The following is a 25,775-nucleotide window of genomic DNA, read 5'->3' on the forward strand; positions in this document are numbered from 1 at the left end:
GGGTGTCAGAAAGCGGTCGCCAGGATGTGCCGATACGGCGCGCTTTGGAGAAAGTCGGGGAAGTCTGCGGGAGCCTGCTGAAGGACTCCAATGGCACTGGCGAGCCAGCGCCTGCGTTCATCTACAAGATCGGAATCCTTGTTCAGGCCCAGCATGTCGCGCGTCTGGATGACGGCATGCCGGCGTCGCCGAGTGAGTTCGGGCAGCGGCTCGATGGTGCCGTCGGTGGACAGCGACCATTCGGCATTGCAGCCGGGGCCGGGTTCGATGGGCAGCAGGCCGTCTTGCTTCTTCTGCCCGCAGGTTTTCGGGTTGATGCAGCTGTGCGCGTAGTTGCGGTAGGCAAAGCACAACTCCGGTCTGGCATTTGCGCCCGCCTTGGGCTTGATGTGGTCGATCTGCCCTTCGGCCGGCTGCAGAGGCTTTTCACAATAGGCACACAGGCCCCCCTGATCCGCGTTGAGATCGGCTTTGACGGCCAACTTGACCGGCTGGAAGGCTCGGCTGTCGAAGTCGGCAGCGGCCAGCGCGGGATGGGCTCCGACAAAATCGGTCAGCGCCGGGGTTGGCGTGCTGCGGTGTTGCAGTTCAACCATTTTCAGCCCGCCTTGCCCAATTTGCGCGCCGCGAGAAAACGCCAGGTTGCCAAGTCGCTGTCGTGGAACTGGTAGCCCGCGTTTTCCAGCGAGTCGCGTAGTTTTTGCGCGTCCGGGCTGGGTTCCTGCCCGGTCCGCACCAGTTGCTCGTAGCGGCGGATGTCGTCTTGCAGGGGCAACTCAGGCTCGCGTTGGGTGCCCATGACTTTGGCCAGGGCATCGCCAGATTCGTGCGCCAGTGGGCTGAAATCGGGCTTGCTGGCTTCAAAGCCCGTTTCCGTGTACTGGAGAATCCGGATGTTGTCGCGGCTGACCGTGGTCAACACCTGCGGGCTGTGGGTGGTGACGATGAACTGGGTGAGCGGGAACGTGCGCATCAGGTCGCCAAGAACCCGCTGTTGCCAGGTTGGGTGCAAATGGAGGTCGATCTCATCGACCAGCATGATCGCAGGTGCGCCCATAGCGAGCGCCTGCTGGAACGGATTGACTGGCTCCAGACATGCAGAGAGCACATGGAGCTGATCTGCCTCCTCTAGCAGATCAAGAAACTGCGCCTGGAAATCGACACTGCCGTACTGAAGCTGCGGATTCGCAATTGAAAGCCGTCGCGCAAAATCCATCGCAAGGGCGAGCATGCTCTGATAACCCTGGCTGAGCTGGTTTACCAGGAGGTGTGCCCCGTCGGCTTTGCGTTCCAGGACAAACTTGTGGTCTCGGTTGAAATGCGGGTTCGAGTACGCCCCCCCCAGCATTTCTCCGATGGCAGTACGAACCGCGATGAGATTCGGCGACTCAGTGAAATCTTCGCCGGCGACGCCCTTGTTGGCTCTGAGCTCGGCAGCCTCTTCCTGATCGAACCAGGCCAGCATTTCACGGAAGTCGCTCATGGAATCCAGGGCGCCAAACAGTGCAGCTGCGGGATAGCCATAGTTCACCTTGGCTGCCCGCAGGCGCTGCGGAACCTCGATATACCCGCGCCTGGCTCCGTAGTAGGCCATGACGGGTGTCAAACGGGGGCGGTCGGAGGCATAGCTGTCGGAAATGCCTTGCAGACGTTGCTTGAGTTCGGTCTGACCAATTGAATGTTCGGGTTTCTTGCCTTTTGTCGAGGCGCGCCAAACATCCCAAGCCAACCCATCAACGGTTTCCACTTGCAGTTGGGTAACGTCCGCCATGCCCCAGCGTGCTTTGCCACCAAACTGCGGCCACTGTACGACGCGGAAGTCTGCGTCCTGAATGCCACGCCCAGTCAGCCGTTGATTGGCTGAAGACAGGTAAGTCAGCACGGGTGACAGGGCTCCCGCGATCGCGTCAAGGACAGCGGTCTTGCCTGCGCCGTTCTCGCCAACGAGCACCGTAAGGCGCGGGTGCAGATCCAATTCAAGGCGTTCAAAGCTTCGAAAGTTGCTCAGCCTGAGCTTGCTCAAGCGCATGGGGCCGTACTCCTGCCAAGCAGTTCGTTGAGGTCCAGATTGATACTGGTGACAGCCCAATCAGGCTCCTGGGTGAAGGGCCGGCGAATGTAGAACGGGCCTTCCACGTCGTCACCTTCGGCCAGCACGACCGCCAGGATGAACTTATCGGCCTGATTGAGCCCGTAGAGGATCTCGTTGCGGGTGACGGTGATGGTGGTGGCCCCCTTGACGCGCCCTTTGACCTCGATGTGGCGCGAGGGCGGGATGCGGCCGTCGATGGCCTTCGGGATGCTGGTCACGTCCCAGCCGCATTTTTGCGCGGAGACGTCGATCACCTCGTGGCCCAGCGCGCGCTCGGCGTCCATCACCGCCTGCATGGCGATGCGCTCGATACGGGCGCGGGCTTCGGCGTCAGCCGACCAGCCGCCGATTTCCTGCGACACGCCCTTGCGCTGCATCAGCAAGCCGGCAGGAATCACCAGGGCGCCGCCGAGTACGACCGGCGTCGCCGAGACGACGTGGCGCATCGCCAGTAGCTCTTTCTCGCGCGATGCGCGCCGGGCGGTGAGGTCGTCGATGGTGCGGCGCACGTTCTCCAGCGTCAGGCGCACATCCTTGCCGGCGGCCAGGTCGTCCTGCAGCTTGATGTAGCGGTCGGACCAGAAGTTGATCTCCTTCACCAGCCGCTCGTGGACGGCGGCCAGGGTCTTGTCGGCCGCTTTCTCGCGGCGCTGGCGCACCTCATCGAAGTGAGCCGGCACCAGTTGCTGAGAGGCGTGGGCCAGGGCGAGGCGTTCGAGGTCCTGCGCGATCCAGGGCGCGGCGAGCACGTCCGGGATCAGCGCCAGGTCGGCGGGCGCGATGGGCTCCAGGTCGAGGTACGGCGCCCAGCCGGCGTTGATCGCCTGGCCCTGTGGGTCGAGCTCGACGAACTGCATGCGCCGCGAGGCGATGCGGTTCGGATCGGCGCCTTCCTTGACCGCGTGATCCACGATGAAGAGCACCTTGGGCGTGACGCCCAGATCGCTCGGGTCGACCAGCACCGCGCCCTGCTTGAGCTTGTTGCGATGCGCTTCGAGCACGAGGTCAGTCACCGACTGCATCAGCGGGTGGCCGGGGTGAATGAGGCTGGCCATCGGCGCACCGACGCGGTCGGTGAGGCGCACGTACTGCTTCTCGAAGCAGACGCGTTCGTAGCGGCGAAGCACCGGGTCGGCATTGCGACGATCACGGCCAGTGACTCGGCGGTCGCGCTCGCGGATGAGTGCGGGGACGTTGGTAATCTCGAAGCGGCCTGGCTCGCGGGGGCGCAGTTCTCCGCCCAGTTGCTGGAAGGCCTGGGTGAAGAAGGCGCGGATGAAGAAGGGCTGCAGCTTGCGGGCCTCGGCCTTCTCCATTTCTTCCTTCACCGCGAAAAGGCGCTTCTCGTCCATCACCTCTTCGCACAACGCGTTGCGCTTGATGATGGTTTCGAGGTGCTGGGTGTCCAGCGCGCCTTCGATCTTGGTGAGCAGGCGCGCACGCACCGCCGGGTCGGCACCGTAGCGGATGGCCTCGATCAGCAGATCCTTGAGGCTGGCATCCTCGAACACCTCGCCCAGGATGTCGAACACCCGGCCACCCAGGGCCTCGCGCTCCACCTCCAGCTTCTCGAACAGGCGCTGGAAGACATCGCCCTCGCGGGTCTCGGCGGCGACCAGATTCCATAGGTGGCAAACCTCGGTCTGGCCGATACGGTGGATGCGGCCGAAGCGCTGCTCGAGGCGGTTGGGGTTCCAGGGCAGGTCGTAATTGACCATCAGGTTGGCGTTCTGCAGGTTCACGCCTTCGCCGGCGGCATCGGTGGCCAGCAGCACGCGCGCCGTGGGGTCGTTGCGAAAGAGCTCCTGCACCTTGCGGCGTTCCTCGCGCTTGACGCCACCGTGGATCATCACCACGGCCTCCTCGCTGCCGATGAGCCCCCGGACCTTCACCGCAAGGTAGTTGAGCGTGTCGCGGTGCTCGGTGAAGAGGATGAGCTTGCGCTGATGCCCGGCGACGTCGTGCATCTCCGGTGTGTCCTGCAGCAGGCGGGAGAGCTCGTCCCACTTGCGGTCCTGGCCGGAATGCACCACCTGGCGCGCCTGCTCCTCCAGGCCTTCGAGGATGATGATCTCGGCTTCCAGCTCCTGGATGGTCTGGGCTGCGGTGGCCTGATCGACGACCGCTTCCTCGAAGTGCTCGTAGTCCTCGGGCGAGAGGGCGTCGGCCGATTCCCACACATCCTCGGGCAGGCCGTTGGCGCCGTTAAGCGTCTCGGCAAGCGACTGACCCCGCTGGCGGAGCTTTTCTTCTTCGACGCGGCGCTTGAGCTTGTTGCGCCGGCGCTTGAGCGACTGGTAGATGGCCTCGGGGCTCGAGGCCAGCCGGCGCTGCAGCGAGGTGAGCGCAAACCCCACCGTGCCCTTGCGCCCGCCGTCAGCCAGCTTGTCAGCGAGGTTGAACTGCTCCTTCACGTAGTCGGTGACCGAGCCGTAAAGGGAGGCTTCGAGATTTGAGAGGGTGTAGTTGACCGTGTAGGCGCGGCGCTCGGGGAAGAGCGGCGTACCGTCGAACTTGAGCAGGTCTTCCTTGACCATCCGTCGCATCAGGTCGGTGACGTCGACCTTGTGCGCCCCGTCCCTGAACTTGCCATAGAAACGGTCGGCGTCGAGCAGCGACAGGAAGAGCTGGAAGTCCTCCTCCTTGCCGTTGTGCGGCGTGGCCGTCATGAGCAGGAAGTGACGGGTGATCGAGCCCAGCAGTTCACCAAGCTGGAAGCGCTTGGTCTTGTTGATCTTGTTGCCGAAGTAGTTGGCCGAGAGCTTGTGTGCTTCATCGACCACCACCAGGTCCCAGTGCGACAGGCGCAGCTTTTCCTGCAGGTCTTCGGCGCGGGCCAGCTGGTCGACGCGGGCGACCAGCAGATCGAAGTCGTCGAAGGGGTTGCCGCTGCGCGACTGCTCGACCTGCTCGCGCGAGAACAGCGAGAACGACAAGCCGAACTTCTCGAACATTTCGTCCTGCCACTGCTCGACCAGGCTGCCGGGCGCAACGATCAGCACGCGCTTGGCGTCGGCGCGCATCAGCAGCTCGCGGATGAAGAGGCCCGCCATGATCGTCTTGCCCGCGCCGGGGTCGTCGGCCAGCACGTAACGCAGGGGCTGACGTGGCAGCATGGATTCATAGACCGCCGTGATCTGGTGCGGCAGCGGTTCGACGTTGGAGGTGTGCACCGCCATCATCGGGTCGAACAGATGCGCGAGATCGATCCGCCAGGCCTCGGCGGCAAGCTTGAAGTCTTCGCCGGGGGCGTCGAACGCCCAGGGCCGGCCGGCTTCGGCCAGCGACAGATTGGGCTCGTCGGAGCGGAACAGCATGCGCTCGCGAACCTCGCCGTCCGGCCTCTTGTAGTAGACCGTGAGAGCGTTGTCACCGACCGGCTCGGTGGTGACGATGCGGACCACCTGCCCGGGCTCCAGGCCGGCGACGGCGGCGTTCTTCTTGATGTCTTCGAGTTTGAGCACGTTCAGTCCTCAGTGGCCTCGGCACCGTAGCCGGGCGCAAGCACGAGGTTGGTGACGCCATAGAGCGCCAGACGATTGCGCAGCCAGAGCTGGTATTCCGCCACTGTGAGGCTGTGGTCTTCGGTGCAGTCCACGTTCCAGCGCCGCAGCAGATAGCCCGCCATCGCGGCGCGGAGCTGGATCTTGAGCACACCGTTCTCCATGCCGTACTCGGCCTCGATGCTGTCGCGGTGCTGAACGTTGTCCGGGTGCGGCACGAGCTCGAGCTCGGCGATGCGGTTCCACTGGATGTCGCGATCGGCCCGCTCGTGCTCGGCCACCGCGCCGCGGGTGAGGCGCGCAGCCTCGAAGCGGCCGAGCGCAAAGTCCCGAAACGCCCCGCTGCGCCGGTCGAAGGCGCGGACGTGCCAGCGCAAGCCGCTGTCGGCCAAGGCGAAGGGGATGATCTCTCGGGTGGTGAGGCCACTCGATAGCGAGCGGTAGCTGACCTCGACCGGCTTGCCCTGGTGGATGGCGCGGCTGAGGACGGCGAGCAGCTCCAGGTCGAGCCGATAGGGCAAGCGGCTACCCTCGTGCGGCAGCGGCCCCTTCAAGCGGATGGGCTCCCCGTCGGCGTAGCCCTGAGCCAGCCAGCTCAGAACCCGCTCCGGCGCAAAGTCGAAAACCGGCTTGTACGGTGCGGCCCCGATGTAGGTTCTGGCCTTGGTGTCGTACTCGATGTTGCCGGGCGCAATCGCCCGGTACAGGGCCAGATCCCGCGAGGCTGCGGCGGTCTGGATGCCGAAGCGTGCCACCAGATCCTGCCGTCCGATCTCACCGATGAAGCGCGCCCGCAGCTCCACAAAGGCTAGGCGATCACGTTGCGGCCGGGTCAGGTCAGCAAGGGGGTTGGGCGGCAGCAGGGCAGGCTGTGAGTGCAAGTTTGCGGTGTATGACGAAGTGTTGCCCGGAGCTTATTCGACGCACTAGAATCTGTCCATCGCATCGCATCGATTCAGGCGCTCGTATCAGGATGATACGCACATCCCTAGCTGAAGCCAGCATGTGGTGGCCGGCGCAATTCGTTGGCAGGGGGGCGCTCACTGCCGCCATTCAAGCAACCGGGAAGGTCTTCCATGAAGGGCCGGGGCTACGTCATCTCAAATCAGACGGTCAGAGGGCTAGTCCGCATTGGCGTCCCCCTGAAGACCGAATCGCTTTTGCGGAAGCGCTTGATGAGGGTGGTCTGCCGTTTCCTCATGAGGTTGGGTAGGAGCGATTATCCGCGTGCTACTCGCCGGGGAAGAGAGCGGCCAGGCGCCCGCCCACCGCGTCCTTGATGCCCTCCACGACCGACGAGACCCGTGCCAGTCGGAAGAGACCTCCAACACCCATCAGGGCCACCACTGTGTTCGGCGTGGCCTCGGCGGCAATGGTTTTCTTGAAGCGTTCGACGAGGCCATGGACAGACCAAGTGACTTTTCCTGATTGATCCTAAAAATCTCAGTTGGTGATGTGCAGCTTGCTCGAACCGCTGGCAGGCTATGGGTTTGCTGTTGATCGAGGGAGTCACCCGATGGGTGAGTCGAAATTGAAGCATTTGCAGCGTGAGGAAATGCTTTTGTCGTGTGCCGGGGTGCAGACGGCGGGCGGTCGCGTGCGGGTTCGTTGGGAGACCGACAGTGCGGCCACGCCGATGGGGCAACTGGCCTACTTCATTGAATTTCTGACACTGACCGGGTTGTGGTCGTGTTGGCAGGATCGCTGCCCGCTGTCGTACTCGAGCCCGAACGCACCGACCAAGGCCGATGTGCTCGGTACCTGGCTGCTGTCGATTCTGTCGGGGCACCGGCGCTACTCGCACGTCACGACGATCCGCTGCGATGGGGTCAATCCGGGGCTGCTGGGGATGAACAAGGTGATCAGCGAGGACGCGCTGCGCCGGGCGCTGGTGGCGATTCCCGAAGACAATGGGGTGAGCTGGCTCGACGGCCACCTGCGCGAGAGCACCGCGCCCTTGCTCGATGTGCCCTGGATTCTGGACATCGACACAACTATCAAGCCGCTGTACGGCAAGCAGGAGGGGGCGGTCGTGTCGTACAACCCGAAGAAGCCGGGGCGGCCTTCGCACAGTTACCACACCTACCTGATGGCCGGGCTGCGCCTGGTGATGGGGGTTGAGGTCAAGGCGGGCAACGAGCACTCGGGCAGTCACACCTTGCCCGGCTTGCTCACGATCCTCGATGAGCTGCCCGCCCATCACAAACCGAAGATGGTACGCGGCGACTGCGGGTTCGGGTCGGACGGCATCATGCGCGAGCTCGAAGCGCGCGCACAGCCCTACCTGTTCAAGCTGCGCCTGTCGAAGAACGTCAAGCGCCACATTGAGCGCCTGTTCCGGGTCTCGGGCTGGTGTGATGCCGGTCAGGGCTGGGAAGGGATCGACAGCACGCTGGCACTCACCGGATGGGAAGACACGCGTCGCGTGGTCGTGCTGCGCCGCCCCCTGCGGGGCGAAATGCTCGTCGCCCAGGAGGACAACGGTCAGCAACTGCTGGGCTTCATTGAGGCCGACCGCAAGGGCGGAAAGCGCATCACCGGCTACGAGTACGCTGTGCTGGTCACCAACCTGGACCACGAAATCCTCTCGCTCGGCCAGCTCTACCGTGACCGGGCCGACGCGGAGAACGCCTTCGACGAACTCAAGAACCAGTGGGGCTGGGGCGGCTTCACCACGCACGATCTGCATCGCTGCCAACTGTCGGCGCGCGCGGTGGCCGTGATCTACAACTGGTGGAGCCTGTTTGTGCGCCTGGCCAACCCCGAAGCCCGGCTCGAAGCCATGACCAGCCGACCCTGGTTGATGTCCTCGGTCGGCCGACGCACCGAGCATGCGGGCCAGACCACGATCACGCTGACCGGGCAGCACGCCTATTTCGACAAGGCCCGCCAAGTGCTCATGCGCGTGTCCAGCCAGCTTCAAACCTGGATGAGCGAAGCTGCGGAGCAGTCCAACGCCCCATCGGTCTGGCTGCGCTGTTGCGACCATCTCAAGCGCACCATCGCGGCCATCGGACCACCGGCACCCCTTCGTTTGCTGATTCATCATGCAAACCGGGTGGGGTAACTGAGGTTCTTAGGTTGATAGCCAGTGAACCACTCAGGGCACTCGAAGTAGGCGTCGCGATAATCTCCCGGGGAAGACATTCGTAACATCCAGAGGCAGCCATTTTTGACCGGCCTCGAGCATGGGTAGGCGGAACTCGTCCATGTGCGCCCGCAGCCGCAACTCGTCGGCCTTTGTCATACACGGCGACGGTGACATGAATGGCTACCAGGCCAACCGGACTCAATCGCAGCCAGGCGCCCAGGTCAGAGGTACTTCTTGAACGTCGCCGCCGCGATGCACACCGCCACGCCGAGCAGTGCGGCGCTGGGCAGCAGGATCAGCAGCGGGTTCACGCTGACCGGCAGTGCCAGGTAAGTCACCCACGGCAGAACGGCCAGCGGGATCAGGCTGGCCCTGGCGCGGTGATAGATGAACCCCGATTCGCGTCCCGCGCCGAAGCGGCGGATGTCCCGGCGCACCAGGCCGTCCACCAGGCCGACGAAGGCGGCCATCAGGAACAGCGGCAGGGTCAGGCACAGCACCAGCAGCCGCACGAGGAAGACCAGCGTCGTGTAGGCCGCCGCGATCAGGTAGCTCTCCACGTTCACGTAGACCAGACCCAGGTAGTAGCGGAAATCCTTGGTCGGGCGGCGACTGCCGGCGCTGGCCTGCGCCGAGGCGTCGCGTATCCAGTCCAGCAGACCGCTTTTCACGAACAGCCAGTCGTAGCCCTGCTCGACCAGCCGGTGCGCGGTGCGCCCCGGCTCCTGCACCAGCGCGCTGCGCGTGAAATGCGTGGAGAGCTGATCCAGCTCGTAGTGCAGCATGCCCTGCGCGTGGCGCCAGCCCTGATCGGGCCAGAAGAAGTGCATGCCGACGCATTCGATCAGGATGCACAGCAGCAGCGCGCCGCACAGCACGCCGAAGAAGCGGAACGGCAGTGTGACCAGGCCGGCGATCAGGCCCTGCTGTCGTTGCTGCTGGCGCTGGGCCGCGACGGCCATATCGCTCATGCTTCGGCCTCTTCAACTGCGGCCATCTGCTTGAAGTCGTCCAGCAGGTCGTCGGGCAGCGCCTTGTCCTGCAGGCCGGGGATGCCTTGGTTCTCCCACCAGTCTCCTGCCTCGACGTAGTGCTGTCGCATGTAGCCGGCCAGCTCCTGCAGATCCTTCGGCATGGCTTCGTCGGAGTCGGGTGCCGGCAGCGGCATGCGGACTTTCCAGAGGTTGCCGCCCTCGATCAGCGCGAAGCATTGCCCCTTGGGCAGCGCCACGACATGCGCCGGCTCGATCAACGGCACGCTGGTCGTGCTGATGCGGTCCTGGGTGTTGGACGTGAACGCGGTATTGCCGTGCGGATCGGAGCTGTCGGTGGCGCCGCTCATCAGTGCCGTGGCGTACACCTCGACCTTGGGCAGTTGTCGCGTCAGCAGTTCGGCGGTGGCGGTCTCGCGCACGCGCAGCATAAAGAGGTTGTTGAAGTTGCCGACCACCTGGCCGGCCTTGGCTCGGTTGCCGATGCGGGCCTCGATGTCGCTCAAGGTCTGCGTGTAGGCCGTCACCTGCACGCCGGCACCGCCGCCCTTGTTGACCATCGGGATGAACTCGTCGCCCATGAGTTCATTGAATTCGTCGGCGTGGACGTTGATCGGAATCTTTGTGCCCGCCGCGGCGCCGGGCAGCCCGTCGTCGATGCCGAACTTGTAGATGTGGCCGGCGACCGAGACCAGATCGCTGAACATCGAGTTGCCCACCGCCGCCGCGACTTCGGCGTCGGACAGTGCATCCAGCCCCACGTAGACTACCGCGCGTTTGCGGATGACCTGCATCCAGTCGAAGATCGGCTGCGGGTCGGACAGGTCGGAATAGTTCGGCGCGAGCAGTTGCGCGATCTTGCCGGTGGTGAGCTTCTCCAGCAGCGGCAGCAGCGAAGCGACGATCTTGTCGAAGTACGTCCGGTCGTAGCGCACGGCGCTGCGCAGGCCGTCGAGCACCGGGTCATAGACGCGCACCTGGGACAGGTACTGTTCGAGGGCTATCACGCGCTTCTCGCGCCCGATCATGTTGCGCGGGATGTTCTTGTCGTTCAGCTTCGCTTCGAGCTGGACGATGATCTCCCAGGCCTTCGGCTCGTTCTTGGCGAAGTAGTGCTGGGCGTACTCGATGAACAGCGCGTCGATGTTGATGACGTGGCGCTGGATCAGCAGGTAGTCCGGCCGCTGCCCCAGCTCGACCAGGGCGCGCGCGATGATGTTGACGAAGCGCCAGGCGAATTCGCGGAAGGCGGCGCTGTTGCCTTCGCCCGAGAGCTGCCCGGCGATGCGCGTGGCCACCTCGGAGATCCGCCCGAACCGGCCCACGGCGTTGTAGCGCGCCGAGATGTCCGGCCAGCCCAGATGGAACACGTAGAACTCGCCTTCGCGCCCGGCGCGCTTGGCCTCGACGTACATGCGCTTCAACAGGTCCGCATCGCCCTTGGGGTCGAAGACGATCACCACCTCGTGCTCGCCGCGGACCTTGCGGCGGATGTCCTGGGTGATGAACAGCTCGGCCAGCCGCGTCTTGCCCACGCGCGTGGTGCCCAGCACCAGGGTGTGGCCGACGCGCTCGCCCAGCGGCAGGGTGACGTCGACCTCGGCCGGTTCGATGCCATGCAGGCGCGGCAGTCCGCCGACCGGCGGCAGCGGCCGCGCCGGGTTGAGCGGGCTGTCCCAGGCCAGCGCGCGCGCCAACGTCGAGACGGGAAATGGCGCGAACTCAAGCTGCTCCTCCAGCCGCCGGGCGACCCGGTAGATCGCCGTCGGCTCGACGTAGCGGCGGAACTCCGGCCGGTAGGTCTGCATCAGCCGGTGCGTGTGCCGCTGCTCCCAGCGAAAGCCCCGGCCGACGAACAGCCGCAGCTGACTCACCGGCACGTCGCGGCTGGTCATCACGTAGCGCGGCAGGCGGCGGATGTTCCGGCGATAGCGCAGGATCGCCCAGGCATCGCGCAGGCGAATCGCGCCGAAGGTCAGGAAAGCCAGCGCCGAGCCCAGACCGAGCAGCGGGTTCAGCGCGAGCGACCACGGTGCCACCAGGCACAGAATCGCGGCGCCGGCGCAAACCGCCACGGTGTAAAGCTCCACCGCTGGCCGCAGCAGCACCTCGACCGCATGCGGTTGGCCATTTGTGCACCTACTGCTCGACGCTGGTGGACGTGATGAGCACTGGGTAGTGGCGCAGGCCCAGGCGCTGGGCCAGGTCGTCGCCGGAGGCCGGCGAGAGGGTCAGGCCGGGAGCCAGCCTACGCAGCGCCGTCAGCGCGGCCATCGACTCCACGTTGACCACCAGGCCCACGGCCTGCAGCTCTCGCAGCGCCGCCTGCCGCTGCCGCAGCCAGGCGCGCGAACGCTCGTCATCGCCGATCAGGAACAGCGCCGTCAGGCCCGGCGCCCGGATGACGCGGCGCTGCACGTCGCCCGGCGACAGTTGCGTCGAGCGAACCGGCAGCATGGCGGCTTCGGCGTCGGCCGCGTTGCCCACGCGAGGGGCCGGCATCGGGGCCGGCGGTGTGGCCTGATCCGGCTGAGGATTCAGCGACCGGTAGTACGGCAGCGCGGAGTCGCCGCCGCGGTCTTCGACGACGATCAACGGCGCGGAGGCGGTCTGGGCGAAGACGGCGGTCGTGGACAGCAGCCCGATGGCGGCGATGAGGACGATGTGGTTCATGGCGTGGTGGCCTGAAGGGTCGGAACGGGAACGCCGGGGTCGAGCACGCGAGTCAGGTGCCGATGCACACTGCGCCGGTAGCGCGCCGCAGGCGCCCCGCCGGCGGGCCGGTGATAGCGGCCGATGGCAAGCAACCAGTCCTCGCCCGGCGTGTGCTGTTCGCGCAGTATTTCCGCAGCGATGGCGAGGTTGCGGTAGGGATCCAGCAGCTCGCAGGGCTGCGTGTAGCGATGCGTGTGATAGCCGAGATTGACCTGACCCAGGCCGGCATCGATGCGCTTGGCCGGCATGTCGGCCAGCGCCCGGTGCAGCCCGGCGCAGGCGTCGGCGCGGGTAGCGTAGCGCTGTGGCGCGCCGGCGACGTTGAGCGTCCACGGCCAGGGGATCAGGCGCCCGCGCAGCCTCGTGCCGCTCTCCTGCAAGGCCACTGCGTACAGCACCCTGGCTGGTACGTCTGCGCGATGCGCCGCCAGTTGATAGGCCGGAGGTGGCACATCACGCGCCAGCGCCGCCAACGACCAGCCCCCGCTCGCGAGCAGCAGCGCGGCACCGATCAAGCGGATGGCGACGCGGGACGGCCGACGCTCCCGGCCCGGAGTACCTATTGCCGCTGCCATTGGCCGTTCACCTCGCGCACCACGGCCGGCAGATCGCCGGGCAGGCCGAGCGACAGCCAGCGTCCCGCATCGTGGTTGAGCGTGATGGTGCGGGCGCGCACCCTGGCCGGGTCGATGCCCGCCTGGGTGGCCCACTGCCGGATGCGCGCGTCGTCCTGACGGCTGCCGACCATGTAGAGATCGAAGGCCGTACCGGCCGCCTGCAACTGCTGCACGCGCTGCGCACACGGTGCGCAGTCGGCCTTGACGAAGACCGCCAGGCGCCCGGAGCCGGTGTTGCCGGCACCCTGCGCCTTGGCGCCGGGCAGGCTCACGCGCGGCTGGCCGGGAAACAGGCGCTGCCACGCCGCGTCGTAGGCCCGCTGGTAGGCCAGCGTCTTGCCGACGCGCCGGGCCTCGGCCTGCACCTGCAACTCCGCGTAGCGCCTGCGCTCCTCCTCGCTGCGGGCCTCGATGCCCAGCGCCGTGAGCGGATCGAGCTGGGGCGAATAGACCCCGAGCGGCCCCTGCATCAGTTGCCGGTAACGGGCCCACTCCTCCGGGTGAAGCCCCCACTCCCGCGCCTGCCTCTCTTCGAGCGCGGCATCAGCGCCCGGCTGCACCTGGGCGGGCACCATGCGCGAGTTCGTCACCGGGGCCGGCTGGGCGGATGCGCCGAAAGCGGCGAACAGAACGACGGCAGCGAGCAACGACCGCAGGATCATGGTCAGCCTCCGCCGAGCCGCCTCAAGGAGGCTGAAGCCCCTCGGGGGGCAGCGAACGAAGTGAGCGTGGGGGTCATGGCATCTCCTACGGCACCGCGACGCGCTGCGTCTGGCCGTTCACCTGGAACACGCCCGCCTGCGCCTCGATGGACTGCAGTTGCCAGCCGCCCTCGGCATCGCCCTCGCGCAGCAGCCGGGCGCCCGCGAGCGAGGCCGCGGCGGTGGAGGTGATCGACAGAAAGCGCTCGCCTCCCCGCAGCTCCACGCCGAGCACCCGGAACGGCGGCTCCGGCACCTTGGGCTTCGTCGCAACCGGAGCGCGCGGGCGAGCGGCGGATGCCACCTGCCGGGCCTTCTCCAGGCGGGTTTCGATTCCGTTCACGCGCGCCTGCAGCGTCTGCAGGTCGACGGCCAAGGCCCTCGCCTCATCGGCCTCTTCGAGGCGCGTCATCCGTTCGTCCAGCGCCTGCCGCGCGGTGGCGAATTCGGCCTGGCTGATCGGCACCGGCCGGCGCTTGTCCGCATCGGCCTGTTGTTCGAGATCGGCCACGCGCTGGCCCAGCGCACTGACCTGCGCATCCTGTGCGCTGCTCTGGGTCTGCTCGGCGAGCCGCGACAGGCCGACGCTGTTGATGAGTGCCACGGCACTGATGAGCAGCAGCCAGAAGGCCGCGGAGATCTTGAGCCAGCGCGTGCGGGAATCGCGCTCGGATGGCGCCTGGGGAAAGGTCATGGCTGCATCTCCTCGGGCCGGTCGGCATCCGGCACGGGTGTGGCGGTGCCGGGCGGGTTGGCGGAAAGGAAGGTGGGTGCACCGTGCCGGCTGAAGCAGACCTGGCGGGTCAAGTCATCGACCGACAGCTCCCAGGCGGGGCCGGCAAGGGTCAGCAAGGCATCGCGCAGCATCAGCGGGCCCAGGCGCAGGTGTACGGCGGGCAGCGGCAGCGCGTAGAGCGTGGCGGCCTCGGCCGCATCGCAGAGCCGATAGCCGGAGCGCAGCAACACGTGGCGCATGGCATCGCCCACGCTGGCATCGAGCATGGGCGGAATAGAGACCTCCACCGCCTGCTGCAAGAGATCACGCTGCGCAGGTTCCGGCACCAGCTCGACCAGGGTGTAGCGGCCGTAGCGGGCCACGGGCACCAGTCGCTGCTCCGAAGCTGGCTCGTCGGGTGGCGGCGCTTCTATGTGGTCAGGGGTAGCCGGTGTCGTCGTGCAGCCGGACAGCAGGCCGCAGAGCACAACGAAGATGCAGAGGAAACGAGGCAAAGACGGCAGCATGTGGCACCCCACGGTGACGGGATGCCTTCACCATTGCAGAACCGTGCTGCGCGGGCTGCCGAAAATCCGAAACGCGAGGCGCCCCATTTCCCCAAGGAAGGGCGCTCGCTACACAGTTCGACCACTCAAACAAGGAGAAGGAAGTTGGCGAAAGACGATGCAGATAAAGCGGGCAGCACCGCCGCTGTCGAAAAAGGTCTTGGAGCGCTGGAGAGAGCCTGGGATGCCCACTGGGCGTTGCGGCTGATTTGCCTCGCCCTGTTCCTCGACATGGCCATGATGCTTCGTGCCGGTCGAGGGCTGTGGCAGTGGTCGCCTGGCGACAAGGCGCTACTGAGTGATGTGGGATGGGTCGCAGTCCTCGTCGTCGCCTTCAGCTTCGCGGTAGCCATCGTGATCCCCGTCGTCCTGATCGTGCTGCGTCAGATCAGCGTTATCGTCCTCAGTTGGCTGCCGGGCTTTCTCACGGCTTCGGCTGAGCCGGCCTACCAGAGGCCATTGGGATATGCACCTGCACGCGACTTCCGAAACCTGGCTCTGCGCGAGAAGGACAATTTCCTGTTCCGCATGTATGAGGCACATGAACAGAAGAAGCAGGCCGAGAGACTGGCTCGGGAGCGAGCCGGCGAGCTGACGGCGGCAGCCCTTCTGGCGGCGCTGGCGGATTGGCTGCTCGTGCAGTGGATCTCCGGTAGCGTCGGCTTGATCGGCGCGATCGTCGAGGCGCTGGCCGGCTGGGCGTCCATCGTCACGGCGGTCACTCTGCTGTGCGCTGGTTTCATCCTGAAGTGGGCCTGGTTCTCGGACACCCCTCCCGACGTGATCTACTACCCGCCGCTGGATCAAGAACTGCGGGACAAGGAACGGGAAGCCCGCGGGCTTTGTTGAAGAAAGCAGCGGCCCCCGAAGGGGCCGCCAAGTCCAGCAACGCTCAATGCACCAACTGCCGAGCCAGTGCCACCTCCACCGAGTCGCCATCCTGGTTCAGGACATCGAGTCCGGATTCAGGCACGTCGCCCGAGGTGGATTGCGACACCATGATCTTCCTGGCCATCAGCCCCAGGCAGGTCATCTGCGAGGAACTGGCATAGCCCAGGTAGATCACGATGGCTGTCGTGGGTTCTGGCGGTACTCGATGCCCTTCGTTTTTTTTCGGGGCAGAGGTTCGATCCGAAGATGCCCCGAGGTGGGAGTTCTCACCATGAGCATTACTTCCCCGGGATTCGGATGTCGTACACCCGAATCGAACCGACGCCGCTCGAGAACCGCTTCTCGTCGAATCTCTTCGGACTCAGATACCAAGTCTGTGAAACCTTTCGAACCGAACTCAGTATGGCGGAAGCAAGCGCCTGCATTTTCGTGCCCGTCAGGCCAAGTTCGAAGTTGGCTCCGCCCGTACCGTAGATTTCCAGATACTTCGCGTCGAGATACTCGACAAGCCCGAGCAGATCATCGTTTCCGAATCTGGTGACGGATGCATTTGGATAATTCTGACAAATGAACTCCGCAGCGTATGCGGCCACCTTGGCGTGCGGTGGGTCTCCCTCCGGAGTGACGATCTCGATTTGATCGAACTCGCGGCGATCCAGCAGGGAGAAGAGGCGTTCGTGCTTCGGCGATGCGAATGCAAGCAGGGCGCGGTTTCGGGACGGATCGGAGACATCATTAAGCAGCTTGATGTCCTTGTACGGTCCGTCTTCTCCAGTCAACAACTCCGCCAGGCTGTCAAGAAAGGCGACAGGATCGTCCGATCGTTCGGCGGCGAATAGTTTCTCGAGGTCTTCTTGGAGCGGATAGTGTCGCTCGGCCGACGCGTGACATACGAGGACTCGCCCTTTGGCGATCAGCTCACTGCGGACCGCCTTGAAGATCAAGGGCTTCGCGAGACCGGATATGTCCACGAGCGCAAGGCCGTCTAGACGCGGGAGGGCGGCGAGCGCCTCGTCATAAGCGGCCTCTACCACCGTTGTCCCCGATTTGCTCCACGCATTGAGGATATCCTGTGAACGCCCTTCCACCGGGTACCTAATCGCGTGTACGGTCTGCGGATGGAGTGCTCCCGAGAGGAATCTGTTCGACGCAAGCGTGCGGTCTTCAAACCCCAATCCCACCAGGGCCGAACTCACCGGGAGTGTGGCAAGCTCGTTCTCGGAAATTTGGCGGATCGAGACCGACACCTTGTCGGCCCACGCCTTCTGATCCGGAGACTTTGTGTCGCTCTCGAATGCGCCGAACAGATCGGCTTGCCCTGGCGCCGTCCTGCGGACGGAAGCTTGTACCGGCGCGGGGGGAGTTACAACAGGCTGTTCCTGGATAGCGACTTCGGATTCCTGGCTGGGTTGTCCGCTGCCCAGGGCGCCGGTTTCGTCAACTTCGTCGTTGATCTGGTTGCGCAACAGGATCTCCTTGGCGGCGGCCACATCGTCCAATTCTAGCCACCTGCTCAAGTCGTCTCCGGACAACTCGAAGCGATCCCTGTCGGCAAGGCCGATGAATGCGGCCAGGCCATAGATCTTTCGATAGCTCAGAATAAACTGCAGGATCGGGTCGGAGTCCTTCGTCTTGGTGCGCGGCGCTCCGCCAGCGAAAACGAAGACGCCGGCATCGATGAGGTCACGAAGTCTGTCGATCTGCTGCTTCTGGCTGTTCTCGTCCTCGGCGGTGACCCTGACGTAGATCGAAGAGTATTGCCTCAGGCGTGCTTTCGATTTTCCTTCCTTCGGCGCATTGCGATATGACCGCACCAGCAGGTCGTGCGCCGTTTGTGCGAACGCGAGGGCGTGGTTCTTGAGATTCCTTGAGTGGGTGGCGCGCCGGTTGAGATCGTAGAGCCGGCGTGCACTCATCTCTTGGAAGCACTCGGACTGGGTTTGATCCTCAATGGGATATGCGTTGGCGTTACTGCCTCGGCGAAGGATTTCTTCGTAGAGTTTGATGACATCGCCGATGTCACCGACGCAGACACTGGTAAGGCAGGACAGGCCCCTGTATACGCGCTTTTTCTGGCCCGCCCCTTCGCTTGAGGAGGCGATCTCTCTGGCAACCTGTTCCAAGGGTACGTCGCCGAGAATCACCCGCGGATCCCGCTGCCTGGGATGCTGTGCGTGGAGGTCGGCACGCAATTGAAGAATCCTGGCAATGAAGTCCTTGCCTGCGGAGCCGGGAGCACTGATGGTTTTGAAGACATCCTCACCAAGGTCGAACACCGTCAGGTCGCGATCGATTCGAATCGGGTGGTTTCTTCCAGGTGATCGGAGGCCGAGTTCGATCGTCTGCCATTCGGATGTGAACTTGAACGCGCAGATCGGGCTCTGGAAAAGGAGCGCGGAAAGGAGCGCCTCGATCTTGTCGAGCTCAAGATATCGAGTTGATACGTCATCCAGGAGATAGAAGATCGAGGCAGACTCAAACACCTCCGAGCATTCCCTGAGGCTGCTCGCCAGATGGTTGAACACCTCGGCGGGGGCTTGCTTGACAAGATGCTTCTCGTCGCCGCTGACTGTGAGAACGGCAATCCGTTGCAATCGTTGCTCGAGATCGTCAAGGGAAATGGAGTCTCGCAAGTCATCGACCCCCTCCAGGTAATCAGCGACGGCCGAAGCCAAACGCGTGTGTGCTCCGGGTGCGATGGCTGTTGAGTCGACATCACGGAGGTGCATCAGTGCGCGGGCGGCCTGCAGAGCGTAGGCGACGAAGAGCCGAGTTAGACGATATTCAAGCTTGAGGAGCGACTGCTCCCGTAAATCCAGCAACCTTTGGGCGGAAACAAAGAGTCCGACAAAGCGATCATTTCGGATGCGCTGGATGACCGCCTCGGCCGTTTCGTCCTTCCGTTGTGTTGCGCGGGCGTGGATGTCCAGCGCGCGGAGCAGCATCGTCTTGCCGCATCCCCGCATGCCGGTGATGATCTGCGGGCCGGGGCGGGTGATCTCGGTCAGCCAGCGGTTGGCCGGGTCAACCAGCAGCTTGGGGACATCCCACGATTCCAGTGTCTGGGCGTTGTAGTGGTCAGCGAATCCCTTCAAGCTGAGCGGATTCATCCACGGTCGCCAGTGGTGTGATGCTCTGTAGAAAGATTCTCGAACCTGAGCGACCATGTCGGCCGGATTTGGAAGGCGAAGGTTCTGGGGGTCCGCGCGCAGATTGCCGATGATGCCTTGCAGCGCCAGCGCAACCCGAAAATCCCGGTCCTCCATTTGATCTGGCCTTGCGAGCAGCCCGGCGAGAAGGGTGTTGACGTGCTCTGCGATGAACCCCAAATCCCCCTGTCGGTCGTCGGTACTCTTGCTCTCGTCGGAGACACTGCCGAGGTCGATTGCCATGACCTGCAGCATGGGATCAATCGCGTCAGGTCGTCGCGATTCAGGGCGGAGTCTCTCGACGATGAGGTTTTCGGAGTGCAGGTCGTTGTGGTTAAGTTTGTTAGCCTCCAGTTCGGCACGAAGCTGCAACAGATCGATTGCGACCTGACAGATCGACGCGGCACTGGGCGGTGTCCTGCTGTTGACGAAGTCCTTTAGAAGATCGCCTTCGACGTAGTCGAGCACGGTGACGTGGCACGGGATACTGGTCGCGGCGTCATCAGTAAAGACGACGGTCTCATCAGGGATCGCGTCGATGATGTCGACTGCATGCGTCGCGCTGGCCGCCAGTTCGGCGTGCAATCGGACCTCGTCTAGAAACGGTGTCTTCTTGAACGGCGCAAAACTATAAAAGGCGACAGGCGATATCTTGATGACGTACTTCTTCCCGACGAATCCGGCTTCCGCGACGTATGCGGCGCCGTAGAATCCCCTTCCGAGATGCTTCGTGATCCGGTAGTTGCCTATCTTGGTCGGCGGATGGTCCAGGACGAGGCCGTAGGTGCGCCCGCAGGATGGGCACTTGTCACCCAATTCCCTTTCCGCATAGTCCTTTGAAGGACAAAAGAAGCAGCAGTATTTAGCCATTGATTGCCTCGAAATCGGGTCCGTGCGGGAGACGGCTCGGAGTGCCGACTACCTCGTCGAGCCTGTGAATAACGTCCGGCATCAATGATTCGGGCGCCCTAACCGTCGCGATCGGAGTGCCGCCGGGAACCCATTGTCCCGGAGGGATGAGAAGAACGAGTCCAACCGGATCCGGAAAAGGTTCCTGTTCCGATATGAACATGCCCTGCCATTCGACAAGTCGGTCGCGAAGCAGGTCCAAGTGGTAGAAGCAGAATCCATCGTGTGCCGCCAGGACATGTCCGGTGTGGGCCTTTCTCGTGTCGCGTACAAGCGCATCGAAGTCGTCTGGATCTGCGCCTTGGGCGATGAGGTTGTCGTCGAAGTGCCGGCGGAGCGCTGCGGGGGATGCCTCTGCGACCCTCGCGCGAAGGTCGGCGGGAAGGCAGGCCAAGGCGAGCGTTCGGCAGGTCTCGACATGGCTTCCCAGCCAGGGGGAGCATGTTCCACGGAAGACATCGTCAAGCGCGAGCAGGGATTCCCGCCTTCCGAGATAGGGCTGGTATGGGTACCGGGCATCGGTCAGAACCGGTGACGCCTTTATGCCGAGAGTCCGTGCAGCCTGTACAAACAACCGTGCATTTGCTGCTGCGATGGTTTTGTTGTTGCCAAAATTGCCATGAGGAGCGACCCGGATGTCGAGACCTGCATGCTTGACGCCGACGGCAAGCTTCTTCGACAAAAGACTGCCGGCCACCAAAGACGGAATGGTTTGCGCATTCATGGCCTGCCGTAATTTGAACATCCGCCCGTCAAGCGGCGCCATCCGGCCCTTGGCGAGGAAGTGGGCGTATCCGGAAGCGTCGACAATCTGAAGTATCTCTCGAACGGATAGTTCAGTCCGATAGCCGGGGATCTGACCAAGGCAATCGATCCCACCGGCCGGCCGACCCGGTACGCCGAGTTTCGGAACGATCGCTCCTGCCGCACGGAGATATAGCGGCGTCAGAAGCGTACTTAGCGATGCAGGACCGCCCGTGGATGCGACGTCGGCGGAAACTGCCCCGTCTACGGTTATGCATTCGCCTGAAGCAGCCAGGATCGTCGCCAGTTCCGCCGCCACGGCGCCATCGTTCGGGAAGCGCGCGGCGATAATGGCAATTACCGTGCGTATATCGTCGTCCGAAGGATCTTGGAACAGTGAAGCGAGGAACCCGGTATCGGTCTCTGGGGCGTCCATCGTCGGTTCCTTATTGAGCGATATGGTTCTGTTCTGTTATCACGAGATCAGCCATGCAACCATTTTTGCAGACATTCGCGGATTGTAGTGAGGTCTGCATTGTCCTGCGGGATTTCGGCGATCTTGAATCGCGCAAGAGTGGTAACCTCCTCGGCGCTAGGCTCAATCTCTGCACTACCGGACAGTAGCTTCTTGAGTGCGGCCTTCGCGTCGATCGAGCCCGCATCGGAATGGCGTCGAGTAGGTTCAAACGCCTCCAAAATTATGTGTTCCGGCAGTTGTCTAGGGAAAAAGTCCAGATGTTTGCGTAGCCAAGCCAGATAGCTGAGTTGGGCCTTGATTTTCGCTTTCTTGTGAGCAGCCTCATCGCGTCCGCCCTGGATATGGTATTGAGGCTCAAATCCGAGCTCCTGCTTGATACGGCTATCCAATTGCGCATGCTCGGCGGGCGCTATCTGGGCAGGATCGCTGAATTCCTTCACTTTCTTCTGGTCGCCGTCGAGCAAGACGAAAACTTCATCACCGGAAACCATGGCAGCCGGCCCCAAGTACTTGAGAATGGACTCGGCGCCACCCGGAGCCACCTTGACCTCGAGTGTCTCGCGGTCGCCGGGATCAAGGCCTTTGGCCGCATGGAGAACAAGTTGCTCTGCCAAGGAATCCTCCACAAGCACTCGACGCTTGTTCTGCGGCGGTCTTCCAAGGCGGTTCAATGCCGCTGCGGGAGAGCTACGGGGGAGAATGCGGGATTGGGTTTTTCCGTTATCCTCGAACACCTTGATTGCTTCATGCGGTAGGCCGGTTAAAAACTCGCTCGAGTGAGTCGAGATAATTATCTGGTGCTTCTTCAGCTTGATCTGATCCAGCAAAAATCTGAGCATAGACCGCTGGGCTCCGGGGTGGAGAGACGTTTCCGGTTCATCGAGCAGAATAAGTGAGTACTCATCTGCGGCCAGGACGTCGACAACCGCGCTCACGGCAGCAATCTCGCCGCTCCCCGCAAACGCTTCGGAGTATTCCGCCCCACGTTTGAAAACGACGCTCAGATCTCTACCTCTATTGCCGGGGTAAAGGGAATGCCGAATGAGGTGAGCTGAATCATAGGAACGGCCGAGAATTCTGGATGCCTCGGTGAGCTCATAAGGCTTAAGCACGCGGTTCTCGAATATGCGCTCGCGGTGCCCCATCTTGTACGACTGCTTGATATCATCCGAGCCTCTTGCAAAAATCCCACTTCGGAATTGTGAAGCTGAGGCACTCGCCCGCCGGGAGCGAGATTTCCTCGTTGGCGAAGTCGGCAGGGCTTTTCGGCCAGGTCATTGGCATGTTCTTGCTATTTTTGGACGTAGGAGTCCTGCGTCATCGATGGCAGCGATGTCAGCGTAGGTGTCGCGGTGCGGAGTGTCATTGCCGCAATCGCATCAACTGATCAGCAGACAGCGCCAAGACACCGAACATCAGGTGCCCCATGACCTTGGTGCCGCCCTTGACCCGGAGAGTGTTGCCGCCGAACTCATCCTTGAGCCGCGCATTGCTGCGCTCGGCGACGGTGCGTTCGTTGTAACGGATCGCGTCAGCAGGCTCGAACGCCTCTTTCATCCCGCCACGCGGATTGTGGTCGATCAAGGGGACATGGCCGAGGCTGCGGCAGTGCTCATGCAACTCGAAGCTGCAATAGGCGGCATCCATGACGTCGTAGAGGTTGGTGACACGCTGCGCGCTGATCAGCGACAGGGGGATGGCAGCGCGGCTGTCGTGCATCGAGGCCGACGACAGCAGCGCCGCAATCGGCACGCCACAGTCGGCGGTGTCCAGGTGCAGCTTGTAGCCGTTCCAGCTGACTTTGTACCCTTGGGCATTGCACTTGGTGCCACGGTCGCACCCCGAGGGGATATCCTTGAGCATCTGCGCCAGGCTCTGCTGACGTTGGCGCTGGATGGGCGAAACCTTGGCAGGGGCACGGACTTTGCCGCGCCGGGGGCGGCCGCGGCCCCGTTTCTTCGCCGGAACCGCGGGCGTTGGCGCAGCCGGCGCCGCCTCGGTGATCAAGCACGATTGGGCCGCCGGCGCCGGCGCCGGGGTCGCCGCTGCACGCCGGCTCTGGGCCGGGCGCTCGCGCGCTTCGATCGCGGTGCCGTCGCGGCTGAGGTGCCCGATCAGTTCATTCCCAAGGTGTTCCTTGATGAGCGCCTCATGCACCCGTTCGGCCAGACGCGCCGCGGCGAACTCGTCAAACGCGCGCGAGAACGTGGACTCGGAGGGCAGTTTCCGGCACAGCGCAAAGCCACAGATGCGCCGCAGCGCACGATCGACCGTCAGACGCTCAATCAGCCCGACCGTGGTCGTCAGCCCCAACACGGCTTTGGCTACAAAGGCATTCGCCAGCCAGCTGCGCTCATGGGGCGGACGGCCCGTACCGCACCAGGATGCCGAAACGAATTCCTCGATGCGCACCCATTCCAGGGTGTGGATGACCCGCTCCAGCTTCGGCGTCAGTGCGCCCACCTCGTTCTTCAACTTGGGCAGCAGTTCGTGCTGAACCACATTCCACCGTTGCAGGATTACAGCGCGTCCGATAGCATCCATTTTGCGGGCGTTATGATGTTTGTGTGAGAACTTCATCATGCCAGAAATGGCCGCCCGCCCCCTCCGCCTTTGCCTCGCGCTGCAAAAAATTCCCCGCGCAGAGCGCTTTTTGCAAGAGGCTCATCCTTCACCGTCTTGAGTCGACGCGCCGCTCGCAGCATCACATCGCGCTTGTTTCCTCCGCCAAGGTCGTCATCGAAGTAAAAGTAGCGGTCGAAGGAACCAAACAACGCCCTGAAATTGATGTAGACGACCTTTCTTCGAACAGGATTCCAGCGATCCTTTGCCTTCCCCTCGAAGTCACCCTCCGGCATGGGTGCCATTCCGTCGCTCTTGCTCCAACGGTATGGCTCCCAATAGTCCTGCTTTTTCCCGATACGTGCTTTCCGAGTTTCAACAACCCCGCCGAAGCCCTCGTGCCAGTAGCCGTAGAAATAACGCTGAGGGTCCCTATTGCTATCCTCGATGGGATCTAAGTCGGTGGAGAACCAAAATTTGGACGTCGAGTGTCCGTACGGCATCCCCCATAGCGCATGTAGCAGCGAGCTCTTGCCGATCCCGTTAGCGCCGACAAGCGCGGTGAGGGGGAACTCGAAATCGACCCGTGTTCCCGACTCAATGTTTTTGAACCTGGGGAATGTCGCGTGAGTTATGTAGTGCTTAAGCGGCTTGCCCGGGGCGAAGTTCTTGAGCGTATCGACAAGCGCGATGATTTCTTCATTCTTTGACATTCGGCCACCGAGTCGTTGCCTGTCACTGCCCGGCCAAATGGCTCTTTATCGCCTCAGCCTGCATGCGCGAAAAAAGCGGAGGGAGGGCATTCCCGATCATCTCGGCGGCGGCGTACTTGCCCCGGCGCAGCGAGAACACATAGCCAGGCGGAAAGCTCTGCAGGAGCGCCGCCTCGCGAAGGGTGATGGCGCGGTCCTCCGTGGGATGAAGAAACCGCCCCTTCGAGGGGTTGATGCAGCCGCCGGTGATAGTGGGCGCAACGTCGTCCCATCGCATACGACCGTAGACGTCGTAGAACCCGTCCTGTTTTTCGTGGCATTTGAGGACCAGTCCTGGGGATAGAGCCGTCCTGCTGCCGCCGTCCTTCGGGATGGCCTTGATCAACTGACGCACGCGTTCGCTGCGCTGCTCACCCAGGCTGTGGAGAGGGTCATTTTTCAGGATATGATCCGGCAGCTTTCCGATCGTATCTCTTACCGTCTTACGCCCTTTCACCGGTTCGATGTGTGAGATTCGACCCAGCCGTGACGCGAGGACAACGAGTCGCTTGCGACGCTGGGGCACACCGAAATCAGCGACATCAAGGATCTGATCGGAGATTTCGTAACCAAGCTTGCGCAGATCCCTCTTGAAATCCAGATAGCGGGTATAGCGTGAGAGATTGGGCACATTCTCCAGCATCACGACTTTCGGCCGCATTTCGCCCACCACCCGGAGAACCTCATCAATAAGCCGGTTACGGGGATCGTCCATTCGCTCTCTCTTGTTGTTGAGTCGGATGCGGGAAAAACCCTGGCATGGGGGGCAGCCGGCCAGCAGGTCGAGTTCCCCCGTCGCGATGCCGCAGGCGTCCAAGATCTCGGAAGCCGAGATGTTGCGGATATCGGCATTGAAAAGCCTCACCTCGGGGTGATTGGCGGCATACGTTTCCGCGGCGAGTGCATCAATCTCCACGGCCGCGCCCACGGTGAAGCCCGCATCACGGAGGCCTTGGGTCAGGCCCCCGCAACCCGAAAATAAATCTATGGCCATGCGCATATTGGACTTCTTTTTCATCTTGACGGCTGCCGTGTGAATCACTCGTCTGTCGTGGTTGTAGCTCTCTTTTTTGCTCGGGAGGCGCCTTTCGCGCCCGGTTCCACTGGTATTCCCCTGCTCTCGCAGTAATTGATCACGAGTGTCTCGATCATGTTCGACAGTGTCCGGTGCTCCCGCTCGGCCGCGATCCGCAGCAGCTCCTTCATCCTTGGAGAAAACCGCAGGTTCACCGTCTCGGTCTTTCGTTCGACATCGCCCATTGATTGACCCTCATGCCTATCGCGTGGCATCCTATCGG

General features: G+C 63.2%; 20 protein-coding genes and 1 pseudogene. 2 read left to right on the forward strand and 19 right to left on the reverse strand.

The features are described from left to right. Positions 1-5: 5 nt before the first annotated feature. The 4 genes from pbN1_RS08045 to pbN1_RS08060 all read right to left on the reverse strand — a co-directional run bounded on the left by pbN1_RS08045 (position 6) and on the right by pbN1_RS08060 (position 6,476). Positions 6-596 carry a retron system putative HNH endonuclease gene (locus pbN1_RS08045; RefSeq protein WP_169203002.1) on the reverse strand — a complete coding sequence of 197 codons (591 nt, stop codon included), beginning with the start codon at positions 594-596 and terminating at the stop codon, positions 6-8. 2 nt (positions 597-598) lie between these two features. Beyond that, positions 599-2,029, reverse strand: coding sequence for an AAA family ATPase (locus tag pbN1_RS08050; protein ID WP_169203003.1), 1,431 nt, complete (start codon positions 2,027-2,029; stop codon positions 599-601). Continuing rightward, entirely contained in the window at positions 2,020-5,496 is a 3,477-nt protein-coding gene (locus pbN1_RS08055; RefSeq protein WP_244857205.1) for a helicase-related protein, read from the reverse strand. Before pbN1_RS08055 ends, pbN1_RS08050 begins: the two co-directional genes overlap by 10 nt. Positions 5,497-5,558: 62 nt before the next feature. Further along, positions 5,559-6,476: a helix-turn-helix transcriptional regulator gene (locus pbN1_RS08060; protein ID WP_244857206.1), complete on the reverse strand. Its 918-nt coding sequence runs from the start codon at positions 6,474-6,476 to the stop codon at positions 5,559-5,561. Between the two features lie 635 nt (positions 6,477-7,111). On the opposite strand from pbN1_RS08060, the gene pbN1_RS08065 reads away from it, so the two are divergent. After that, entirely contained in the window at positions 7,112-8,662 is a 1,551-nt protein-coding gene (locus tag pbN1_RS08065; protein ID WP_169203005.1) for a transposase, read from the forward strand. Between the two features lie 245 nt (positions 8,663-8,907). On the opposite strand, the gene pbN1_RS08070 is transcribed toward pbN1_RS08065, so the two are convergent. From pbN1_RS08070 to pilL2, 7 genes are all read right to left on the reverse strand, one after another. After that, the gene (locus tag pbN1_RS08070; protein ID WP_169203006.1) at positions 8,908-9,657 is read right to left on the reverse strand and encodes a TIGR03747 family integrating conjugative element membrane protein; all 750 of its coding nucleotides are present in this window, start codon (positions 9,655-9,657) and stop codon (positions 8,908-8,910) included. Beyond that, entirely contained in the window at positions 9,654-11,786 is a 2,133-nt protein-coding gene (gene traD, locus pbN1_RS08075; RefSeq protein ID WP_169203007.1) for a type IV conjugative transfer system coupling protein TraD, read from the reverse strand. The genes pbN1_RS08070 and traD overlap by 4 nt, the downstream gene beginning before the upstream one ends. Positions 11,787-11,817: 31 nt before the next feature. Next, positions 11,818-12,351 (reverse strand): integrating conjugative element protein, encoded by a 534-nt coding sequence (locus pbN1_RS08080; RefSeq protein WP_169203008.1) that lies wholly within the window; start codon positions 12,349-12,351, stop codon positions 11,818-11,820. Then, complete coding sequence (locus pbN1_RS08085) at positions 12,348-12,968, reverse strand: lysozyme family protein (RefSeq protein ID WP_169203009.1); 621 nt, start codon at positions 12,966-12,968, stop codon at positions 12,348-12,350. The genes pbN1_RS08080 and pbN1_RS08085 overlap by 4 nt, the downstream gene beginning before the upstream one ends. Then, positions 12,953-13,672: a TIGR03759 family integrating conjugative element protein gene (locus tag pbN1_RS08090; RefSeq protein ID WP_169203010.1), complete on the reverse strand. Its 720-nt coding sequence runs from the start codon at positions 13,670-13,672 to the stop codon at positions 12,953-12,955. Before pbN1_RS08090 ends, pbN1_RS08085 begins: the two co-directional genes overlap by 16 nt. A gap of 85 nt (positions 13,673-13,757) precedes the next feature. Then, positions 13,758-14,405: a hypothetical protein gene (locus pbN1_RS08095; RefSeq protein WP_169203011.1), complete on the reverse strand. Its 648-nt coding sequence runs from the start codon at positions 14,403-14,405 to the stop codon at positions 13,758-13,760. Beyond that, entirely contained in the window at positions 14,402-14,953 is a 552-nt protein-coding gene (gene pilL2, locus pbN1_RS08100) for a PFGI-1 class ICE element type IV pilus protein PilL2 (RefSeq protein ID WP_169203012.1), read from the reverse strand. The genes pbN1_RS08095 and pilL2 overlap by 4 nt, the downstream gene beginning before the upstream one ends. 144 nt (positions 14,954-15,097) lie before the next feature. Here pilL2 and pbN1_RS08105 point away from each other — a divergent pair, with 144 nt between their 5' ends. Next, positions 15,098-15,841: a hypothetical protein gene (locus pbN1_RS08105; protein WP_169203013.1), complete on the forward strand. Its 744-nt coding sequence runs from the start codon at positions 15,098-15,100 to the stop codon at positions 15,839-15,841. Between the two features lie 43 nt (positions 15,842-15,884). Here pbN1_RS08105 and pbN1_RS08110 read toward each other — a convergent pair. From pbN1_RS08110 to pbN1_RS08145, 8 genes and pseudogenes are all read right to left on the reverse strand, one after another. After that, a pseudogene (locus tag pbN1_RS08110) lies at positions 15,885-16,058 on the reverse strand (hypothetical protein); the annotation flags it as partial. A 103-nt stretch (positions 16,059-16,161) separates the two neighbouring features. Beyond that, a complete protein-coding gene (locus pbN1_RS08115) occupies positions 16,162-19,848 on the reverse strand; it encodes a protein kinase family protein (protein ID WP_169203014.1) in 3,687 nt (1,228 codons plus the stop codon). Positions 19,849-19,894: 46 nt separating this feature from the next. After that, a complete protein-coding gene (locus pbN1_RS08120) occupies positions 19,895-21,121 on the reverse strand; it encodes a hypothetical protein (protein WP_169203015.1) in 1,227 nt (408 codons plus the stop codon). A 47-nt stretch (positions 21,122-21,168) separates the two neighbouring features. Beyond that, positions 21,169-22,308, reverse strand: coding sequence for an ATP-dependent nuclease (locus pbN1_RS08125; RefSeq protein WP_169203016.1), 1,140 nt, complete (start codon positions 22,306-22,308; stop codon positions 21,169-21,171). A gap of 217 nt (positions 22,309-22,525) precedes the next feature. Next, positions 22,526-23,707, reverse strand: coding sequence for a transposase (locus tag pbN1_RS08130; protein ID WP_169204315.1), 1,182 nt, complete (start codon positions 23,705-23,707; stop codon positions 22,526-22,528). 35 nt (positions 23,708-23,742) lie between these two features. Further along, positions 23,743-24,438, reverse strand: coding sequence for an AAA family ATPase (locus pbN1_RS08135; protein ID WP_169204221.1), 696 nt, complete (start codon positions 24,436-24,438; stop codon positions 23,743-23,745). A 22-nt stretch (positions 24,439-24,460) separates the two neighbouring features. After that, positions 24,461-25,495 carry a DNA cytosine methyltransferase gene (locus tag pbN1_RS08140; RefSeq protein WP_043743331.1) on the reverse strand — a complete coding sequence of 345 codons (1,035 nt, stop codon included), beginning with the start codon at positions 25,493-25,495 and terminating at the stop codon, positions 24,461-24,463. A gap of 20 nt (positions 25,496-25,515) precedes the next feature. Further along, on the reverse strand, positions 25,516-25,737 hold the full coding sequence (locus pbN1_RS08145; protein ID WP_043743333.1) for a hypothetical protein: 222 nt from the start codon (positions 25,735-25,737) through the stop codon (positions 25,516-25,518). Between the last annotated feature and the right edge of the window lie 38 nt (positions 25,738-25,775).

The sequence above is a fragment of the Aromatoleum bremense genome (genome assembly GCF_017894365.1).
GTDB classification, from domain to species: Bacteria; Pseudomonadota; Gammaproteobacteria; order Burkholderiales; family Rhodocyclaceae; genus Aromatoleum; species Aromatoleum bremense.

Coding starts and splice junctions, on each gene's coding strand:
- pbN1_RS08140 (WP_043743331.1), bottom strand. CDS start 25,495: ATGAAAAAGAAGTCCAATATGCGCATGGCCATAGATTTATTTTCGGGT.
- pbN1_RS08095 (WP_169203011.1), bottom strand. CDS start 14,405: ATGACCTTTCCCCAGGCGCCATCCGAGCGCGATTCCCGCACGCGCTGG.
- pbN1_RS08090 (WP_169203010.1), bottom strand. CDS start 13,672: ATGATCCTGCGGTCGTTGCTCGCTGCCGTCGTTCTGTTCGCCGCTTTC.
- pbN1_RS08070 (WP_169203006.1), bottom strand. CDS start 9,657: ATGAGCGATATGGCCGTCGCGGCCCAGCGCCAGCAGCAACGACAGCAG.
- pbN1_RS08135 (WP_169204221.1), bottom strand. CDS start 24,438: ATGTCAAAGAATGAAGAAATCATCGCGCTTGTCGATACGCTCAAGAAC.
- pbN1_RS08065 (WP_169203005.1), top strand. CDS start 7,112: ATGGGTGAGTCGAAATTGAAGCATTTGCAGCGTGAGGAAATGCTTTTG.
- pbN1_RS08145 (WP_043743333.1), bottom strand. CDS start 25,737: ATGGGCGATGTCGAACGAAAGACCGAGACGGTGAACCTGCGGTTTTCT.
- pbN1_RS08085 (WP_169203009.1), bottom strand. CDS start 12,968: ATGGCAGCGGCAATAGGTACTCCGGGCCGGGAGCGTCGGCCGTCCCGC.
- pbN1_RS08125 (WP_169203016.1), bottom strand. CDS start 22,308: ATGGGGCACCGCGAGCGCATATTCGAGAACCGCGTGCTTAAGCCTTAT.
- pbN1_RS08045 (WP_169203002.1), bottom strand. CDS start 596: ATGGTTGAACTGCAACACCGCAGCACGCCAACCCCGGCGCTGACCGAT.
- pbN1_RS08120 (WP_169203015.1), bottom strand. CDS start 21,121: ATGGACGCCCCAGAGACCGATACCGGGTTCCTCGCTTCACTGTTCCAA.
- pbN1_RS08050 (WP_169203003.1), bottom strand. CDS start 2,029: ATGCGCTTGAGCAAGCTCAGGCTGAGCAACTTTCGAAGCTTTGAACGC.
- pbN1_RS08130 (WP_169204315.1), bottom strand. CDS start 23,707: ATGGATGCTATCGGACGCGCTGTAATCCTGCAACGGTGGAATGTGGTT.
- pbN1_RS08080 (WP_169203008.1), bottom strand. CDS start 12,351: ATGAACCACATCGTCCTCATCGCCGCCATCGGGCTGCTGTCCACGACC.
- pilL2 (WP_169203012.1), bottom strand. CDS start 14,953: ATGCTGCCGTCTTTGCCTCGTTTCCTCTGCATCTTCGTTGTGCTCTGC.